Raw genomic sequence first — 16,612 nt, 5'->3', positions numbered from 1 at the left:
GGAGACAAGGGCGGCGACGAGCAGCGAAGGGCAGGCCGCCCGCCGCGTGGTGTGCACGCGGCGGGCGGCCGCCCCGGGGGGCTTTTCCTCTGTGGCCTGCGGGCCTGTGGCGGCAGGCGTCAGTGGTTGCAGGGGTTGAGCGTGCCGCTGACCTTGACGATGCTCGGCGCGTAGACCCAGCCGGCCTTGCCGGTCGACGAGTTCAGGCCATAGATCCACTCCTGGCCCGAGGCGTTCCCGTGCCAGCAGTAGGCGTTGAAGATGTTGCCCGGGTTCAGATACCCCGTCACTCCGCAGGTGGTGTCAGCACCCGTGTACATGTTCTTCGTACCCGTGTTGGTGAGGTACGTCGCGCTGGAGTTGTCCGGGTGCGTGAAGTTCTCGCAGGCGTTCGGGGTGACGACGGAGCTGCCGGCGGCTTGGGCGCTCACCGTGCCCATGCCGGCGATCAGCGCGGCGGCACCGAGGGTGGCGGCGGCGGTCACTGCAAATCTCATGGCATCGCTCATTTCGTGTTGCAGGGTGACAGGCCGCATCACCGGTTTCCCTTTTCTGGAACACTGGGACGACGTCGGACATCTGTGGCGCCGGATGTCGTGTCCGAATTCCCGGCGGAAGCTCTGTTCCTGCCGCCGCGCGGGGCCTCGGACTGCTTGCGAACTGGGCCGAAGGGTTGCTCCGGCCGACTGTCGCGCCCAATCGTAGCGACGCGGTTGTTATGGATCAACGGTTCGCCGGCGATTATGCCGGTGAGCGGAAAACGATCAGGTGTATTCCGTTTCCGGAAAACACGAAGTTTGAGTTTCGTATCAATTGCCCGCAGGTCACCGCGTGCACCCCCGCCGCGCCGCCCGCCGTACCCCGGCCGTGCCGCCCGCCGTACGCCCGCTGCGCCGCTCCGCGGCCCGCGTCTGACGAGATGTCACAACTCCCTCACCAGACGGCTCTTGTACCCCAGACTGATGGCTAGGATGATCAGGCAATCCCTTCCCGTGGCGGGTGTGCGCGTCGGGTCTTGACCACGCCGACCGCTGTGCGCGTCCCGGTGCGTGCCCCATACGCGCCGGGATCCGATGGGCTGCCCCGGTCTGATCGGCCTCCCCGAATTCGTGAGGATCTGATGACTAGTCACATATCGGGAGCGGTGTTCTGGCCTGTCGCGGTCGTCGCGGTCACGGCCGTCGCGATGTGGGTGCGGCAGGCCGCCGCCGCGGCCGGGCTCCGCAAACGGCTCGCCGCCGCCGAGCAGGAGGTGCGCAGCCGCGAGGCGGACATCAGGGTCCGCGAGGCCGAGGTCGCCCATCTGGTCGACGTCCGGCTGCCGGCCGTGGAGCTGGGCGGCCGCCGCCCCCGGCAGGGCCTGCGGGACGAGCGGCTGGCGGGCACGGCGTACGGCGAGCGCATGGACCTGGTGGTGAACCGCTTCGTCGGCGCCGTCGAGAAGGCCAGGGTGCGGGCCGACCAGTCGGCCAAGGCCACCCTCAAGGCGGCGATGCGCTCGGTCCAGGCGCTGGCGAACGAGCAGCAGCTGTCCATCTCCGACATGCAGGACCGGCACGACAGCCCGTACGTGCTGCAGGACCTGATGGAGATCGACCACGCCAACTCGCAGTTCGGGCGGCGCGCGCAGGCCATCGCCGTGCTCTGCGGCTCCTGGCCGGGGCGGCAGCGCGCGGCCTCGCCGCTGATCGACGTGCTGCGCGGTGCCAAGTCCCGTATCCGCGACTACCAGCGGGTCGAGATCGGCCCCGGTCCCGACGTGGACGTGGTCAGCCGGGCGGTGGAGCCGGTCGTGCTCGCCGTCGCGGAGCTGCTGGACAACGCCACCCGGCACTCGCAGCCGAACACCTCGGTCGAGGTCACGCTGCGGCCCGCGCACAACGGCACCACGATCGTCATCGACGACGCGGGCGTCGGCATGGACGAGCTGGAGGTCTCGCTGGCCGTCGAGCGGCTGGGCGGCGGCGAGAACCTGGACATCAACCGGCTCGGCGACCCGCCGCAGTTCGGCTTCGCGGTGATCGGCGTGCTGGCCGCGCGCTACGGCTTCTCGGTGTCGGTGGACACCCGCTCGCCCTACGGCGGTGTGCGGGCCGTGCTCTTCCTGCCCAAGGCACTGCTGGTCACCGCCGGTACGGCGGCGGCCCCGGTGGTCGCCCGCGCGGCCCACCACCGCGCGCCCGCGCCGGGCGAGTTGCCGGTACGCGCCCCGGCCGGCCTGCGGCAGGCCCCCGACCTGCCGGCCGCGGCAGCCGGGCAGGGCACCTCGGCCGAGCCCGTGCACGAGCGCGCGCCAGGCGACGACGACGTACCCGAGACCCCCATCACCGGGGCCACCGCGGGCGGCCTGCCCAAGCGCCGCCGCCGGGAGGTCAGCGGGGAGCAGCTCGCGGCCCGGGCCGCACAGGCGCCGGCCGACGAGGACACCGGGCCGGTCCGCACCCCGTACGAGACCGCATCCCGTATGGGTGCGTTCGCCCGCGGCACCCGCTCCGGGCGCGCGGAATCCGCCGATGACGAAGGGACGACTCAGGAATGAACGACCACATGGCCAACGAGCTGGGCTGGATGCTCGACGAGGTCCTGAAGGTCCCCGAGGCGCGGCACGCGATCCTGCTGTCCGCCGACGGGATGCTCAGGGCGCACTCCCAGGGCGTCGCGCGCGACGAGGCGGAGCGCCAGGCGGCGGCCCTGTCGGGGCTGCAGTCCATCAGCCGCAGCACCGCGGAGTTCTGCGGCAAGGACGACTCGCCCTGGCAGCAGACGCTGGTGGAGTTCGCGGACGGCTACGTCTTCCTGGTCGCCGCGGGCGCCGGCGCCTACCTGGCGGTGTCCTCCACGCAGGACGTGGACATGGAGATGGTCACCTACCGCATGCAGAAGCTCGTCGACCGGCTCGGCAAGGAGCTGACCAGCCCGCCCCGCCACGACACGGCCGCCGCCACCCGACCGGGCACCACCGTTCCGTCATGACCCCGCCGCGCAGGCGGGAGCAGGGGCTCGTGCGGGCGTACGTCGTCACCGACGGCCGCGCCCACCCCACGCGCAACACCCTGGACATCGTCTCGCTGGTCAACGCCGTGACCAGTCGCCCGCTGACCGGGCTGACCCCCGAGCGGCGCGCGGTGATGGAGCTGTGCCGGGGCGGAGCGCTGTCCGTCGCGGAGGTCGCGGGCTACCTCCAGCTGCCGATCACCGTCACCAAGGTGCTGATCAGCGACCTCATCGACAGCGGCCACATCGTCGCGCGGGCCGCGATCCCCAAGGCGCAACTCCCCGACGTCCAGCTCCTGCAGGAGGTGCTCAATGGGCTCCGCGCCCGCCTCTGACCGCGCACCCGCCCCCGCTCCCGCCCCGCCGGGCGGCACGCCCTCCTACGTGGCGGACTCGGTCAGGACCGCCGCCAAGATCCTGATCGTCGGGCACTTCGCGGTCGGCAAGACCACCTTCGTCGGGACGCTCTCGGAGATCAGGCCGCTGCGGACCGAGGAGCCGCTGTCGCAGGCCGGCGCCCACATCGACGACCTGGCCGGTGTGCCGGACAAGACCGCAACCACCGTGGCGATGGACTTCGGGCGGCTCACCCTCAGCGACAGCCTGGTGCTGTACCTGTTCGGGGCGCCCGGCCAGAAGCGCTTCAGCCGGCTGTGGACCGACATGCTGCAGGGCGCGCTCGGCGCCCTGGTGCTGGCCGACACCCGGCGGCTCCACCAGTCCTTCGACGTGATGGGGCTGCTGGAGGAGTACGGCATGCCGTACGCGGTCGCCGTCAACCAGTTCGACGGGGCGCCGCACTTCCCCGAGGAGGAGATCCGCGAGGCCCTCGACCTGCTGCCGCAGACCCCGCTGGTCAGCTGCGACGCCCGCGACACCGCCTCCTCCACCAAGGCGCTGATCGCTCTGGTGGAACACCTGCAGACCCGCCCCGCCCCCGCCGACCAGGAGTCCTGAACCGGATGACGTCCCCCAGCGCGCCACAGCCCGCCCCCGCCTCCGAGCCTGCCGCTTCCCCCGCCCCGCCCCCCGGCTGCCCGGCCCACACCGGCGGCGGCGCCCTGCGGCTGTACGGGCCCGAGCACGCCGCCGACCCCAAGGCGACCTTCGAGGCGCTGCGCGCCCGGGGCAGCGTCGCACCGGTGGAGATCGCCCCCGGCGTCGAGGCCAGCCTCGTCCTGGGCTACCAGAGCGCCCTGGAGGTGCTGCGCAGCCCCGAGCGCTTCTCGAAGGACCCGCGCAACTGGAAGGCGCTCGCCGACGGTTCCGTGCCGGCCGACAGCCCGGTGGTGCCGATGATGATGTACCGGCCCAACGCGCTGTGGTCCGACGGCGAGGCGCACGCCCGCTACCGCGGGGTGATCACCGACAGCCTCAGCCAGGTCGACCCCAACGCGCTGCGCGGCTACGTCGAGGAGAGCGCCGACATCCTCATCGACCGGATCGGCGCGCGCGGCAACGCCGACCTGCTCGGCGAGTACGGGGCGCTGCTGCCACTGCTGGTCTTCAACCGGCTCTTCGGCTGCCCCGCCGACATCGGCGACAAGCTGGTCGTCGGCATGTCCGGCATCTTCGACGCCGACGCGGACGCCGACAAGGCCAACCAGATCCTCACCGAGGGCCTGGCGGAACTCGTCGCGCTCAAGCGCCGCGAGCCCGGCGCCGACGTCACGTCGTGGATGATGGCGCACCCGGCGAAGCTCGGCGACGAGGAGATGCTGCACCAGCTGGCCCTGCTGATGGGCGCGGGCACCGAGCCCGAGCAGAACCTGATCTGCAACGCGCTGCTCCTGCTGCTGTCCGACGACCGCTTCGCCGGCGACCTGGCGGGCGGCAGCATGCCGGTCGACGAGGCGCTGGACGAGGTCCTGTGGGCCGACCCGCCGATCGCCAACTACGCGGTGCACTACGCCCTGCAGGACACCGAGGTGGACGGCGTCGAGGTGGTCGCCGGGCGCCCCCTGCTGGTCAGCTTCACCGCGGCCAACACCGACCCGGCGCTCAGCGGCGAGCGGCGCAGCGGCAACCGCGCGCACCTGTCGTGGAGCGCGGGACCGCACACCTGCCCCGCCAAGAGCCCGGCCCGGCTGATCTCCGCGGTCGCGGTGGAGAAGCTGCTCGACCGGCTGCCGGACATCGAACTCGACTGCGAGGTCGACCAGCTGGAGTGGCGGCAGGGTCCCTTCCACCGGGCGCTGGTCGCCCTGCCCGTCGTCTACCCGCCGATCACCGTCACCGCGCCGGCTGCCGCGGACGAGCCCTCAGGAGTCACCGAATGGAAAACCGAGCCCGCCCCGGCGTCGCCGACGCCGGCACCGGCCCCCTCGTCATCGACCCCGCAGGCCGCGACATCCACGCCGAGGGAGCCCGTATCCGTGAACGCGGCCCCGCGGCGCTGGTGGAACTTCCTGGGGGGGTCCAGGCGTGGGCGGTGAGCGACCCGGCACTGCTCAAGGAGCTGCTGACCGACGACCGGGTCTCCAAGGACCCGCGGCAGCACTGGGCGGCCTGGGCCAACGGCGAGATCACCCCTGACTGGCCGCTGTTCACCTGGGTCGCGGTCACCAACATGTTCACCGCCTACGGGGGCGACCACCGGCGGCTGCGCAAGCTGGTGTCGGTGGCCTTCACCGCCCGCCGCACCGAGGCGATGCGCCCGTGGATCACGCAGATGGTCGCGGACCTGCTCGACGGCCTCGCGCGGACGCCGGCCGGCGAGGCGGTCGACCTGCGGGAGGCGTACTGCTACCCGATCCCGATCCAGGTGATCAGCCGGCTCTTCGGCGTCGAGGACGAGGCGACCGGCAGGGAGCTGCGGCGGCTGGTCGACAACATCTTCAACACCGCGATCAGCGCGGAGGACGCGGTGGCGACCTTCGCCGGCATCCACGAGGTGCTCAGCGGCCTGGTCGCGCTCAAGCGGGAGACGCCGGGCGACGACCTGACCAGTGTGCTGATATCCGCCCGCGAGGAGGACGGCTCCCGGCTGACCGAGGCCGAGCTGGTGGACACCCTGATCCTGATGATCAGCGCGGGCCACGAGACCACCGTCAACCTGCTCGACAACGCCGTCCACGCCCTGCTCACCCACCCCGAGCAGCTCGCGCTGGTCAGGGCGGGCAAGGCCAACTGGAGCGACGTCATCGAGGAGACGCTGCGGGTCGAGGCGCCGGTCGCGAGCCTGCCGCTGCGCTACGCGGTCGAGGACATCACCACCCGCGGGGTGCACATCGCCAAGGGCGAGGCGATCCTGGCCTCCTACGCGGCCGCAGGCCGGCACCCCGACCACCACGGGCCGACCGCGGACCGCTTCGACGTGACGCGGGTCGACAAGGAGCACCTGGCCTTCGGCTACGGCGTCCACCGCTGCCTGGGCGCGCCGCTGGCCCAGCTGGAGGCCGAGGTGGCGCTGCCCGCGCTCTTCGAGCGCTTCCCCGGCCTCGCGCTCGCGGTGCCGGAGGAGGAGCTGGAGCCGGTGGAGTCCTTCATCTCGCACGGACACCTGAGGCTGCCGGTGCTGCTGGGCTGAGGCCGGCTGCACCGGTCGCGTACGTGCGTGCCCCCGTCCGCGGTTCTGCCGCGGGCGGGGGCACGGTGGGTGTGCGGGACGGGGCCGCGCGGCTAGTCCGTGTTGCGGAAGTCCCGCCTGCCCCGCGACGCCTGGCACGCACGCTCGCTGCGTTGTCGGAGTCGTCCGAGCAGGCCCACTACGAGGACGACCCTCCGCCTTGCGATCGCACGCACCAGACGCCGCGGGGCCCGCCCTGTGGGCGGAGGGCGCTACTTCCAAAACACGGCCTAGCGGGCGGCGCGCAGGACGTCCGCGACGATCGGGCCGGCCGACTTGTTGCCGTGGTCGCCCTGCATGACCATCGCGGCGGCCGCCACGTCGCCGCTGTAGGCGGTGAACCAGCCCGTCGGCAGGTCGTTCTTGTTCTCCTCGGCCGAGCCGGTCTTGGCGCCGTAGGGCTGCTGCATCCCGGTCATGAGGCCGGCGGCCGTACCGTTGGTGGCGGTCAGCTTCATCATCGCCATCAGGTTCTGCCTGACCTGGCCCGGCAGCGGTGTGGCGTTCCAGGTCTGCCGGTTCTCGATGAGGTCCTTGTCCTGGAGTATCGAGGGCTGGTGGAAGCGCCCGTCGCGGACGGTGGCGGCGACCGAGGCCATGTTCAGGGTGTTCATCAGGATCCGGCCCTGGCCGATCATCTCCGAGGTCATCTCGTCGCCGGTGCCGCCGGGGATGCTGCCGTCGGTGGTGCCGGTGCCGGTGTACCAGGGGCGGCTGTCGCCGACGAGCCCGAAGTACTTCTCACCGGTCTTGGTCAGCGAGTCCGGCTCCAGGTACTTCGACAGCCGGATGAAGCCGGTGTTGCAGGACCGGGAGAAGTCCCAGGACAAGGTCGCGTCCTGCTTGTTCGGCGTGACGTTGTGGTACGGCTTGCCGCCGATGGGCGCGTAGCCGTCGACGCACTGCGAGACCGAGTCGGGCGTCAGGCGCGGGGTGTCCTTGGTGACCGGGGCCGTCATCAGCGCGGTCGCCGTCACGATCTTGAAGGTCGAGCCGGGCGGCTGCAGCGCCAGCGCGTAGTTCGTGCCGCCGGGCGGGTTCGCGGCCATGGCCAGGATCGTGCCGTCGCGGGTGTCAAGCGCGGTCACACCGGACTGGCCGTACTTCTTCACCGCGCTCTCGGCCGCCGCCTGGATGCGGGCGTCCAGCGTGGTCTTGAGCTTGGCGTTGGTGCCCGGCTTGACCACGTAGAGCGTCTTGACCAGCTCTCCGGCGTCGTTGGTCACATAGGTCTCGATGCCGGGTGTGCCGCCGAGCTTCGCGTCCTGGTAGCGCTTGCGCAGGTCGGTGAAGACGTCGGTCAGGCCCGGGTACTGCTCGGCCGTCATGATCTTGCCGTGCCGGTCGACCAGGTCCAGCTCCGGTGACGTGGCAAGGCCCGTGACCAGGGACAGCCCGTCCTTCAGGTCCGGCTCCAGGACGCTGGGCGCCCACTTGACGGCCGGGTCGCCCACGGTGTTGCGGCCGACGGTCAGGGTCGAGCCGTACGTCCACACCTTCGGGGCGAGGCCCTGGTAGGAGATCGTCGCCTTGACCGTGAAGGACACCACGGCGCCCGTCGGACCCGCGGTGGCCGTCGAGCCGGTCGCGCTGTCGGTCGGCTCCGCCGTGGCCGTCACCTTGCTGATGCCGGCCTTGTCGCGGTATTCGGCCAGCGCCGCGGTCGCGGTCTGGACCGAGTCGGTCAGCTCGGCGGCCTTCGCGTCGTCGCCCGACGACCACGCGGTCAGGAAGTCGGCCGCGGTGTCGGCGACGTCCTTCGCGCTGAGCGGCTCGTCCCTGCCGGCCACGGCGGCCGGCTTGGTGCCGGAGCTGCTGCCGTCGAGGTTCGAGTAGATGTTGTAGGCGCCGTAACCTGCGACGCCGAGCATTCCGGCGAAGACCGCACCGATGATGCCGGTCTTGACGCCCCGTGCCATGGGCATTGAGGCCCCCCTCTTCCCACCCCCTGAACGCGTTCAAATGAGCGCGCTCCCAGTCGCACTCTACCTGCTGCGCCTGTGGCCGCCGGGGGGCTCCCGCCGCGCTAGACCCAGGAGTCGAACCACATCCTGGCCTGCCACCCGCTGTAAGGGATGGTCATGCCGGTGTAGATGGGGAAGAAGTAGATGAAGTTCCGCCTGGTCGGAGCCGTATGGCTCCGACCAGGGATTCTAGTGATCGTGCGCCGGATCTCAGGCGGCGCGGGCCGTCTGTGGGCCGTGATCTTGAGAGACGGACGTTAGGTACACGCTCTCTACGGCCTTCCGCGTGCGTCCTTCGCTGCTCGGCATCAGGTGTGTGTACGTGCGCAGCGTGAATCCTGGATCGGCGTGACCAAGGTACTGGCTCAACGCCCGGATGTTCTCTCCGGCGTCCAGCAGCACCGAGGCGTAGAAGTGCCTGAGCGCGTGCATGCCGTGCTCGCGTGCGGACGCGTACCGCTCGCCCTTGCCGACTGTCGGGATGAGCCCAGCAACCGACAGGGCGGGCTTCCACATGAAGTCGTCGAAGTAGCTCACGCGAACGTGCCCCCCGCCCCGGCCAGTGAAGAGGAGCCGCTTCGTCACAAGCGGTCCGTCTGGGGTGCGCCAGGGGAGCGTCACCGCCACCGATGGGAACCGCTCCGAGTGTGCCCTTAGGGCCGTTCCTACGGCATTGGGGAGCGGCACGTCACGGACCTTGCCGCCCTTGGGCAGCGCGAAGACGTGCCGCCCGCGGATTCGCTTGAGCTGGTGGCCTACGGTGAGCCAGCCCCCGTCGTAGTCGAGTTCGTCTTCGGAGAGCCCGAAGATCTCACCCTGCCGCAATCCGCAACCGGCGCCAGGATCGACGCTTGCCTGAAAGCGTGGCGGTAGCGCGGACTGCACTTTGAAGACCTGCGCTGCGGTCCACGGGGTGACGTGCGGGTTGCCACGCTTCGGGAGCTGTACGGACCTGGCGTGGCACGGGTTCTTGGAGATCAGGCCGTCATCGACTGCTGCACTCAGCGCTGCCGAGACCGTCCCGACGATGATGCGGCGATGTGACTCGGCTGGCACGGTATTCTCCAGCCCGCTGATCCACGCCCTGATGTGCTCCGGTTTGAACGATCCGAGCGGGCGGGAACCGATGTGCGGAAAGGCGTGCAGGCGAAGCCGACGTTCGGCTGCCTCACGACTGTTGATCTCGCCTGGGTGCGACTGCACCCAGCGTTCCGCGTACTGGCGGAAGGTGGTCCGGCTGGCCTTCGGGTCGACGTACTGCCCGCGAGCCATGTCGGTTTCAGTGTGCGCGAGCCATTGTTCGGCGAGCCGTCGTTGGCGGTCGGGGAAGGACTTGCTCTTTTCGGTGCCGTCGGGTCCGATGTAGCGGGCGCGGTAGCGCATGCCGGTGCCGTGGCGGTCGGTTTTGGTGCGGGTGGGTTTGCCGTCGGTGCTGGTTTCGGTTTTGTACCAGCGGTCTTGGATGTGGCCTGCCATGTGGTGTGACTCCTTGGGCGCGGCGACGGCCGGTGGCGAGGGGGATGCTCGTCACCGGCCGTCGGGGTGTGGCGGGGGTCAGGCGGCTTGGGTGGTTTGCCGGTTGATCCAGGTGCGTACGGCGTCGGGGTCGTAGCGCAGGTGTTTTCCTGCGCGGAATCCGGGCGGGCCGGTGCGCTTCTTGCGCCAGGCGTAGACGGTCTCCACGCTCGGCAGCCGCAGCACGTCGGCGAGTTCTTCGGGGGTGAGGAAGTGCTCGGGGAGTGCGGACACGTGGGTCCTCCGGGGTTCGGGGCCTTCCGGCCCCTTCCTGTCAGGTCCGCTACTTCCGCTACCTCCGCTACCGCCCAGGTCAGGGGCTTGATCGAGGTAGCGGATAGGGGTGGAGGTAGCGGATAGGTCCGCTACCGGCTGGGTGGTGTGGTGGCCGGGCCGGTAGCGGATAGGGCGGTGCGGTAGCGGATCGGGTGCGGCTTGCCGCTACCTGATCAAGGGCTCTGAGCTGCGAGGTAGCGGAGGTAGCGGAAGTAGCGGACTTTCCGGGGGAGGGGGGCAGTACCGCTGCCAGGCGTCGTAGAGATCGGTGGCGTAGTAGCCCTTCATCACGCTGGTGCCGGACTTGATGTTGCGAGCGGCGATGGGGGCGTTGTCCGCGGTCATGTACTCGCGCAGCATCCGGGACAGGCCCCGGGCGTCCAGCGGCTTGCCGTTCATGTCGGCCCAGGGCGCTTCGTCCATCGCGTGCAGCCGGTCCAGGATGGCGATGGTGGGCAGGCGGTCGATGCCGTTGAACACGTGGTCGCGCAAGTCGGTCAGCAGCCGGATACCGACAGACCCTTTGTCATCGATCTTGGCTGCGTTGACCAGTTCCACGCACGCGGCCCGCGCCCGCTCCGGCCACGCTTGCCCGGCTGCGTCGGCGACCGCGAGCAGGGGTTCCCATACGTCGGCAGGCCGGTCGGTGACCTCCTCGGGCATCTCGGGAAAGGCGCCGTCGATGCGTTCCCGCACGGTTTCCGCCCAGGCGGTGAGGCGGTCGCGCAGAGCGTTGCCCTGGCTCTCGTGAATGCGCTGCCGGTAGGGCTCGACGTGCTCGTTCGGTGCCCGTCGGCGCATGCGGATGATGACGGACCGGGTCAGGATCGTGTCCGGGAGCGACCCGAGTCCCGCGACAGCAACTGCGCAGTATGAGGGGAACTCCTGTACTTGCTGGTTGGAGCCGTCACCGACGCACCGCCACATGCCCGCGCCGCGGCGGTGGCCTGCGTTGATGAAGCCGCGAAGCTGCTCGTTGTCGCCCCCGGCTTTGGGGTTGAACACGGTGTCGATCTCGTCGAACAGGATCGTGGGGCGGCTCTCCAGACCGCCGACAGCTCGGAAGAGCACCGACGCGGACGCGTTCGCGGCGACCATCGGGTGCGGTACGAGGGTCTGCACGATCTCCAGACCCCGGGATTTGCCACTGCCCGGTTCGGGGGACAGGAACGCAAGCCGGGGCGTGGAGTCGAAAGCGTCGAGTAGGTGCGCGTGCGCGTCCCACAGGGTCACCGCGACGTAGGCGGCCTCGGAGGGGAAGACGTTGAAGCGGCGGTGAAAGGCTTCTACCTCGTCCAGCAGCCGGGCGCCGTCCTCGGACGACACGGCGGGGTGGTCATTGGTCATGCGGCCTTCCTCCCGTCATTGGTTGCCCGCAGCGGGCACAGGGTGCGGTGTTCGGTGTGGGCGGCAATCAGGTCGGCGACGTCGTCGCACCCGAGCGCGGTGACGTGCCGGCCGCACTGGCAATGCGAGATCGCTCGCGGCACGACGCGCCAGTCGGACGGGGCGATGACGTGCAGCCACGCGACCGCGTAGCGCTGGTCTGCCGGGTGCGCGTCAGGGAGAAGAGCTGAAAGGGCGCCCTGCCGGGCGGCGACCTTCGGCGCGCTACGGCCGGACGCGGCGGGGGCCGGTTCGGCGGAGCGCTGCTGGTTCGGGGTGTGCGTGAGGCTTTTCAGGCGGGGGCGGGGTCCCGGGGTGGTCATCGCGTCTCCCGGGGTCGAACGGTGCGCAGGGAGTAGGCCAGGCCGCTTTGGATGGTGGTGCGGCACTCGGCAGCGGTGAGTCCGGCTGACTCGCCCCCCGCCTGAAAAGCCGCTTCTACGGTGGTGCGGTCGATGTCTCCCCAGGCCACGAACCGGCCCATGCGGATCACTGCGCGCAGCAACTCCTTGTTGCGGCAACCGACTTCGGTGCGGGCGGCAACGTCGGCAGCCTCGCGCTCCAGAGCGACCGCGGCACACCGGGTGGCATCCCGGACCGGCATCGGCCGGTACGGGCCCGTAGCGGGCTTCTCAGGGGCAGTCAGGGCGGCTTGGAGCCACGGGGGCAGTGCGGCAACCGATGAGGTGTCGAGCACTGCGTAGGTACCGTCACGGGTGACGCTGCCGGGGGCGACGACCTGCCCGCCCCAGGCGCGGGTGTCGATCTTCGGGGCGAGGCTTCCGGAGCTGCTCGGCAGCCGCGCCCCTGCCGGGGCGGCGAAGTACAGGTGCTCTCCGCCGCTGGGGGTCCGGGTGCGGTAGGTGGTGGGGACGGGCTGTCCGGCGCGCTCGCAGAGCGCCAGGAAGGATTCCGCGCCGGTAGGCGTGCCCTTCTTGTCCTTGGGCTTGAGCGTGTCGAGATCGACCACGACAAGCCCGGCCGGGCCGGTGGCGATACCGACGTTGAACGCGCCCGCGCTCCAGCAGCGCCGGATGCGTTCGGGGTCCGTGGTGGCGCGCTGCTCGAACGTGCGGTGCCCATGGGTGCAGTCCCCGGTGCGGGGGCAGCGCCGGTCACCATGGAGTGCCGGGATCTTGCTGCGCGGGTGCAGAGGGACGACGGGCCAGCCGCGTTCAGCCGCGGTTAAGGCTGCCGCGAGCAGCACGGTACGGGGTCGTTGCGTCATGCTGGGACTACTCCTGTTCCTTCGGGAATGCGGGTGAGCCGGGACGGCCGGTGTCTTTGGCGAGAGAGCGGCCGTCCCGGGCGAAGTCAGGCGTTTGCGGTGGGGAGTTCCGGCAGTCCCGCGCTAGCGAGCACGGCGGGGTCGTAGCCGGGGAGCGCGGCGCGGGCGGTGAGTGCCGCGGCGAGCGCGGTGGCGTAGGCGCCGCCCGCTTGCGCGGTCTCGACAGCCGCGCGGGCGCGGATAATCTCGATGGTTTCGACGTGGTGCTGTGTCTCGCGGCGGTCGATGGTGGCCCGCTCGTATGCGGTCGCCTCCCGCTTGTCGGTGCGCCAGTGCCGGTAGGCCAGCACGTAGGCCAGGACGGTGGCCACCGCCCAGAGGAGCAGCGGCAGGGGTAGGGCGTCGGTGTAGGCGGCAACTCCGGCGAGCGCGAAGGTTCCCGCGGCGGTGAAGCCGACCGCGGCGGCGACCGGTTCGCCGTTCTCGCCGCGGGCGAGCGCGTTGCCAGCGAACGCCGCACCCGCGGCGAGCACGCCCATCACGGACGCGTCGCCGATGCTGTGCTGCGCGCCGTTGGCGTTCCAGATCCGGGCCAGGATCAGCACGGTGGACGTGGCCAGCGCGGGCGCCGCCTTCGGGGCGAAGTCGGCTGCCCAGTGCCGGTAGGTGATCGGTTCGGTGGTTAAGGGCTGGTTCATGGGACGGTCTCCGATCCCGGTCAGGGGTGCCACTTGGCGACGGCTGTTGTGGTGCCGGTGATGGCGTGGTTGATCGGCTGCGCGGCGCCGGTGGTGGCGAGGAGGAAGCCGAACATGACCGCGACGAACGTGGTTCCGGCTTTGGCCGTGCCGGTCTTGAGGAGGAACGCGAGCAGCGCGCCGAAGAGCAGCACGAGGGAGACGGTCGCCATCATCGGCGGACCCCCTCACGCGTGCGGTCGGTCGCAGTGTTGACGGCCGGTGCGGTGCCTTCGCGGTAGAGGCGCTGGGCGATGTTGAACAGGTGGCGGCCGACGCGTATGCGGTGACCGGTGGTCTTGCAGCGGCGGCACGGCTTGCCGCGGCTGACCTTGCCGCGGCGGTTGACCTTGGTGGCGTAGCCGACGCCGTTGCACTTGCGGCAACGGCCGAACGGGCTTCCCGCACACACAGCCGCGTAACACATTGTGACGCCGATCAGGCAGGCGATAGCAAGGAACAGGAGGGTCATGACAGCCTCTCCGGGCAGGATTCAGGGGTTTTCGCAGGTCGGGTGCTACGTACTAGATCCCTGGTGGGGTGCTACATGGACCGCTAGCGGGGGTGCTACCGGTAGCAGGTGGCCCTGCTACCGGTAGCACCGATTCCCGGCTAGGCCGCACCCTTCTTTCCGTCACGCTCGGTGATGGCGGTGGTGAGGTCGGCACGGGTGATGCCGCGCCGTGTGGTCCGCGTCCCGTCGTCCGTCGTCCCCGCGATGTCGCGGGTGCGGATGCCGTAGGGCTTGATGGCCGAGGTGACGGTCTCGCCCTTCCATCCGGCGTAGACCTCGGGGCGCAGCTCGGCCAGGCGGGCGGCGATCCGCTCGTTCCACACCCGCTCTTCCGTGGTGGGCACTACCGCGGCGATGTCGGCGAGCAGGTCATACGACGGGCCCGCGGCGCGCTCGGCGTCCTCCCCGAGCGCGTGCCCGGACAGCGTGCCCTCGGCCTTGCGCAGGGCAAGGGCGCGCTGTGCGATGGCGTCGGTGGCCGGGTCGTCCAGGTACGCGGTGCGGACCACGACGGGCAGGGCGGTGGCGCCTGCGAGGTAGCCGTTACCGGCGTCGATCTCCGGGCGGAACTGCGTGGCGCGCACGCCGTTCTTGTAGGCGGAGGTGCCGAGGATCATGTCGTTCTCGACCTGGCCTGCGACCTTGAGGCAGAACCGGATGGAGACGTTGCCGCTGATCCCGGTCGGCAGCGACTCCTTGTCGGGGCGCTGCGTGGCGAGCACCAGGATCACCCCGAGCGCGCGCCCGAGTTTGATGATGAACTCCGCGTCCTCGCCTGCCTGCTTGCCGTACTCGGGGTGAGCGAACAGGTTCTGGCACTCATCGAAGATCGCCAGCAGCGGCCGGAGCTTGAGCGACTTCTTGTCGGCGATCTGCCGGGTGATGCGCTTGTCCGGGCACAGGTCCCGCGGCAGTGCCTTGATGGCAGCCGCCCGCCGCATCACCTCAACCCGCAGCAGCTTGAGCGAGTCGGCCGCGTACTTGACCGACTCGTCATCGATCCCGGAGACGAACCGGTGGGAGATGCACTCCAGCGCGTCCAGGTCGCCGGTGCCCTTGTTCTCGTGCAGCCACATTTCCACGGTGGGGTCCATGGCGGCGCCGCAGGCCAGCACGCGGATGCTGCTGGTCTTGCCCTGTCCGGGGAGCGAGCCGATCAGCACGTTGTGCTGGATCAGCGGCACGTACTGGGCTCGGCCGCGGGGGTCGATGCCGAACGGGATGCGGGCGAAGATGTCGTGCCGCTTGGCGTTGGCAAGTCCCCACTTGACCGCACCGGTCTTGGACAGGTCCCGGTCACCGACCCACAGCACAAGTCGTCCCTCGTGCTCGTTCGGGTCCGGGTCGGGCCACACGCAGCCCAGCGGGCGCCGCAAGGCGGACGCCAGCCGCGCGCGCCGGTCGGCGACGTCGGCGACCGTGACACCCAACGGCAGGTCGATGTCGGCGCGCCAGCCGGGCCCCTCGCGGGTGATCGGGGCAACGAACTTGATGCCCTCCTGACCCTTGGCAACGGCGTTGGCGATCTGCCCGATCCCGATGGACGCCATGGCCTTGACGACCATGTCAGAGGTGAGTTTCTGCACCTCGGTCTTGACCACCGCCCGCGACGAGATCGGCGCATCGGCCGGCGCACCGAGGTATCCGAAGGTGCCGACCGCCAGCATGGCGGCGAGGAACTGCGTGAGCGGCGACGCACCGAACGCCAGGTAGAGGGCGACACCGAGAGAGCCGAGTCCGCTGATCAGGGTGAGGGCAACGCGAAGCCGCACGCGGCGGTCCCGCTGGCGGGAGAGTTTCAGGTACAGCTCGGAGTTCTCGCGTCGGGCTTCGGCCTGTCGCAGCGGCTCGCCCTCCGCGTCGATCGACCACCGCAGCACGCGGGCGACGGTGCGGGCGAAGCCTGCCGGGGTGCGCAGGGCGAACTTGCCGACGTAGAGCGGGGAGCGGAACGCGTGGAACCACACGGTGTGCCAGATGTGCCCGCCGATCCACTTGGAGGCGTCGGTGAACTCCGCCCGGGAGGTGAGCCATACGGGAACGACGGGGATGCGCTTGGACCCCTTGATGCGGTCCAGGTAGCCGGGCCCGGAGACGGCCGGGGAGTCGGCAAGGACCGGCTTCGCGTCGTCCGACGCGTCCGGTCCCAAGTCGGCCGACCGGTCGGGGTGGGAGCCAGCCGACGCGGCGTCGGCCGAGTCGGGCCGGTCGGTGTCCGCGTCGGCCGACGCGGTACGGGCGGTACGGGCCTTGTCGAGATCGACCACGTCACCGCCGAAGTCGGCCGCGAGGTCGGCTTCGAGTCGGGCGAACAGGTCCTTGTCGTTGTTGCTGTCGTCGGGGTGCTTCACTGAACTTCCTTCCAGAAATGGCAGGGTGAGCGGGCCCGGCCGACGCTGTGAGAGGTGAACGGTCGGGCCCGATTCCAAG

17 protein-coding genes are annotated in these 16,612 nt (G+C 70.5%); 6 read left to right on the top strand and 11 right to left on the bottom strand.

The features are described from left to right. Nucleotides 1-119 precede the first annotated feature (119 nt). A complete protein-coding gene (locus tag JT723_RS23200) occupies nucleotides 120-497 on the bottom strand; it encodes a hypothetical protein (protein WP_205046693.1) in 378 nt (125 codons plus the stop codon). Nucleotides 498-1,120: 623 nt separating this feature from the next. Between JT723_RS23200 and JT723_RS23195 the strand changes: the two genes are divergently transcribed. Genes JT723_RS23195 through JT723_RS23175 form a run of 6 tightly spaced genes read left to right on the top strand, consistent with a single transcriptional unit; the run spans nucleotide 1,121 to nucleotide 6,523 of the window. After that, the gene (locus tag JT723_RS23195) at nucleotides 1,121-2,539 is read left to right on the top strand and encodes an ATP-binding protein (RefSeq protein ID WP_205046692.1); all 1,419 of its coding nucleotides are present in this window, start codon (nucleotides 1,121-1,123) and stop codon (nucleotides 2,537-2,539) included. Further along, a complete protein-coding gene (locus JT723_RS23190; RefSeq protein ID WP_205046691.1) occupies nucleotides 2,536-2,973 on the top strand; it encodes a roadblock/LC7 domain-containing protein in 438 nt (145 codons plus the stop codon). Before JT723_RS23195 ends, JT723_RS23190 begins: the two co-directional genes overlap by 4 nt. Continuing rightward, complete coding sequence (locus tag JT723_RS23185) at nucleotides 2,970-3,329, top strand: DUF742 domain-containing protein (protein ID WP_205046690.1); 360 nt, start codon at nucleotides 2,970-2,972, stop codon at nucleotides 3,327-3,329. Before JT723_RS23190 ends, JT723_RS23185 begins: the two co-directional genes overlap by 4 nt. Beyond that, nucleotides 3,307-3,951: a GTP-binding protein gene (locus JT723_RS23180; RefSeq protein WP_205046689.1), complete on the top strand. Its 645-nt coding sequence runs from the start codon at nucleotides 3,307-3,309 to the stop codon at nucleotides 3,949-3,951. The genes JT723_RS23185 and JT723_RS23180 overlap by 23 nt, the downstream gene beginning before the upstream one ends. Before the next feature lie 5 nt (nucleotides 3,952-3,956). After that, nucleotides 3,957-5,429 carry a cytochrome P450 gene (locus JT723_RS35395; protein WP_240166055.1) on the top strand — a complete coding sequence of 491 codons (1,473 nt, stop codon included), beginning with the start codon at nucleotides 3,957-3,959 and terminating at the stop codon, nucleotides 5,427-5,429. Then, nucleotides 5,426-6,523: a cytochrome P450 family protein gene (locus JT723_RS23175; RefSeq protein WP_251512976.1), complete on the top strand. Its 1,098-nt coding sequence runs from the start codon at nucleotides 5,426-5,428 to the stop codon at nucleotides 6,521-6,523. The genes JT723_RS35395 and JT723_RS23175 overlap by 4 nt, the downstream gene beginning before the upstream one ends. Nucleotides 6,524-6,792: 269 nt before the next feature. Here JT723_RS23175 and JT723_RS23170 read toward each other — a convergent pair whose 3' ends face one another. The 10 genes from JT723_RS23170 to JT723_RS23125 form a co-directional block, all read right to left on the bottom strand. Then, nucleotides 6,793-8,487, bottom strand: a complete 1,695-nt coding sequence (locus JT723_RS23170; RefSeq protein ID WP_205046687.1) for a penicillin-binding transpeptidase domain-containing protein — start codon at nucleotides 8,485-8,487, stop codon at nucleotides 6,793-6,795. A gap of 249 nt (nucleotides 8,488-8,736) precedes the next feature. After that, nucleotides 8,737-10,002 carry a tyrosine-type recombinase/integrase gene (locus JT723_RS23165; RefSeq protein WP_205046686.1) on the bottom strand — a complete coding sequence of 422 codons (1,266 nt, stop codon included), beginning with the start codon at nucleotides 10,000-10,002 and terminating at the stop codon, nucleotides 8,737-8,739. 78 nt (nucleotides 10,003-10,080) lie between these two features. Continuing rightward, nucleotides 10,081-10,275 (bottom strand): helix-turn-helix transcriptional regulator, encoded by a 195-nt coding sequence (locus JT723_RS23160; RefSeq protein WP_205046685.1) that lies wholly within the window; start codon nucleotides 10,273-10,275, stop codon nucleotides 10,081-10,083. Between the two features lie 207 nt (nucleotides 10,276-10,482). Further along, complete coding sequence (locus tag JT723_RS23155; RefSeq protein ID WP_205046684.1) at nucleotides 10,483-11,664, bottom strand: DUF3631 domain-containing protein; 1,182 nt, start codon at nucleotides 11,662-11,664, stop codon at nucleotides 10,483-10,485. Next, a complete protein-coding gene (locus JT723_RS23150) occupies nucleotides 11,661-12,026 on the bottom strand; it encodes a hypothetical protein (protein WP_205046683.1) in 366 nt (121 codons plus the stop codon). The genes JT723_RS23155 and JT723_RS23150 overlap by 4 nt, the downstream gene beginning before the upstream one ends. Continuing rightward, nucleotides 12,023-12,931, bottom strand: a complete 909-nt coding sequence (locus JT723_RS23145) for a bifunctional DNA primase/polymerase (protein ID WP_205046682.1) — start codon at nucleotides 12,929-12,931, stop codon at nucleotides 12,023-12,025. The genes JT723_RS23150 and JT723_RS23145 overlap by 4 nt, the downstream gene beginning before the upstream one ends. A gap of 86 nt (nucleotides 12,932-13,017) precedes the next feature. Beyond that, nucleotides 13,018-13,629, bottom strand: coding sequence for a hypothetical protein (locus JT723_RS23140; RefSeq protein WP_205046681.1), 612 nt, complete (start codon nucleotides 13,627-13,629; stop codon nucleotides 13,018-13,020). Between the two features lie 20 nt (nucleotides 13,630-13,649). Continuing rightward, the gene (locus tag JT723_RS23135; protein ID WP_205046680.1) at nucleotides 13,650-13,844 is read right to left on the bottom strand and encodes a hypothetical protein; all 195 of its coding nucleotides are present in this window, start codon (nucleotides 13,842-13,844) and stop codon (nucleotides 13,650-13,652) included. Next, entirely contained in the window at nucleotides 13,841-14,140 is a 300-nt protein-coding gene (locus JT723_RS23130) for a hypothetical protein (protein WP_205046679.1), read from the bottom strand. Before JT723_RS23130 ends, JT723_RS23135 begins: the two co-directional genes overlap by 4 nt. A 140-nt stretch (nucleotides 14,141-14,280) precedes the next feature. Further along, nucleotides 14,281-16,533: an FtsK/SpoIIIE domain-containing protein gene (locus JT723_RS23125; protein ID WP_205046678.1), complete on the bottom strand. Its 2,253-nt coding sequence runs from the start codon at nucleotides 16,531-16,533 to the stop codon at nucleotides 14,281-14,283. Nucleotides 16,534-16,612: the final 79 nt, after the last annotated feature.

This window comes from Actinacidiphila bryophytorum (assembly GCF_016916835.1).
GTDB lineage: Bacteria > Actinomycetota > Actinomycetes > Streptomycetales > Streptomycetaceae > Actinacidiphila > Actinacidiphila bryophytorum.
Note: the sequence above shows the minus strand (reverse complement) of the source record. Positions and strands in the feature narration are given on the sequence as shown.

What these genes read in the sequence shown, in the direction of transcription:
- JT723_RS23200 (WP_205046693.1), bottom strand. Translation starts at nt 497, where the DNA reads ATGAGATTTGCAGTGACCGCCGCCGCCACCCTCGGTGCCGCCGCGCTG.
- JT723_RS23195 (WP_205046692.1), top strand. Translation starts at nt 1,121, where the DNA reads ATGACTAGTCACATATCGGGAGCGGTGTTCTGGCCTGTCGCGGTCGTC.
- JT723_RS23190 (WP_205046691.1), top strand. Translation starts at nt 2,536, where the DNA reads ATGAACGACCACATGGCCAACGAGCTGGGCTGGATGCTCGACGAGGTC.
- JT723_RS23185 (WP_205046690.1), top strand. Translation starts at nt 2,970, where the DNA reads ATGACCCCGCCGCGCAGGCGGGAGCAGGGGCTCGTGCGGGCGTACGTC.
- JT723_RS23180 (WP_205046689.1), top strand. Translation starts at nt 3,307, where the DNA reads ATGGGCTCCGCGCCCGCCTCTGACCGCGCACCCGCCCCCGCTCCCGCC.
- JT723_RS35395 (WP_240166055.1), top strand. Translation starts at nt 3,957, where the DNA reads ATGACGTCCCCCAGCGCGCCACAGCCCGCCCCCGCCTCCGAGCCTGCC.
- JT723_RS23170 (WP_205046687.1), bottom strand. Translation starts at nt 8,487, where the DNA reads ATGCCCATGGCACGGGGCGTCAAGACCGGCATCATCGGTGCGGTCTTC.
- JT723_RS23165 (WP_205046686.1), bottom strand. Translation starts at nt 10,002, where the DNA reads ATGGCAGGCCACATCCAAGACCGCTGGTACAAAACCGAAACCAGCACC.
- JT723_RS23155 (WP_205046684.1), bottom strand. Translation starts at nt 11,664, where the DNA reads ATGACCAATGACCACCCCGCCGTGTCGTCCGAGGACGGCGCCCGGCTG.
- JT723_RS23150 (WP_205046683.1), bottom strand. Translation starts at nt 12,026, where the DNA reads ATGACCACCCCGGGACCCCGCCCCCGCCTGAAAAGCCTCACGCACACC.
- JT723_RS23145 (WP_205046682.1), bottom strand. Translation starts at nt 12,931, where the DNA reads ATGACGCAACGACCCCGTACCGTGCTGCTCGCGGCAGCCTTAACCGCG.
- JT723_RS23140 (WP_205046681.1), bottom strand. Translation starts at nt 13,629, where the DNA reads ATGAACCAGCCCTTAACCACCGAACCGATCACCTACCGGCACTGGGCA.
- JT723_RS23135 (WP_205046680.1), bottom strand. Translation starts at nt 13,844, where the DNA reads ATGATGGCGACCGTCTCCCTCGTGCTGCTCTTCGGCGCGCTGCTCGCG.
- JT723_RS23130 (WP_205046679.1), bottom strand. Translation starts at nt 14,140, where the DNA reads ATGACCCTCCTGTTCCTTGCTATCGCCTGCCTGATCGGCGTCACAATG.